The following is a 252-nucleotide window of genomic DNA, read 5'->3' as shown; positions in this document are numbered from 1 at the left end:
GTGTAGTATCCAGCATCATTACTGAAGACCCAGTAGGTAGCGTTATTGATAGTGCGAAGCTCATCGTCGACGTGCTGAACAAACGTAAAGTGGGCTCTGGAAGCATAGCGGCACGAACGAGTGAATCGACGACCGCTGTTGGGCTATTCTTGTTCCAAATGGACAATTCTCAAACCAATGTAACCATGACTGGCCGCTATTCACACCCTTAGTTTCTCTTCTTGTAGAGTGATGCTTAGCGCTTACCACTTC

General features: G+C 47.2%; 1 pseudogene. It reads left to right on the top strand.

The annotated features are described in order from the left end of the window. Positions 1-212, top strand: a pseudogene (locus tag AB4512_RS24020) (flagellin); the annotation flags it as partial. Positions 213-252: the final 40 nt, after the last annotated feature.

Source organism: Vibrio sp. 10N.222.52.B7, from assembly GCF_041474275.1.
Taxonomy (GTDB): Bacteria; Pseudomonadota; Gammaproteobacteria; order Enterobacterales; family Vibrionaceae; genus Vibrio; species Vibrio crassostreae_C.
This window is presented reverse-complemented; position numbering and strand designations above follow the sequence as displayed.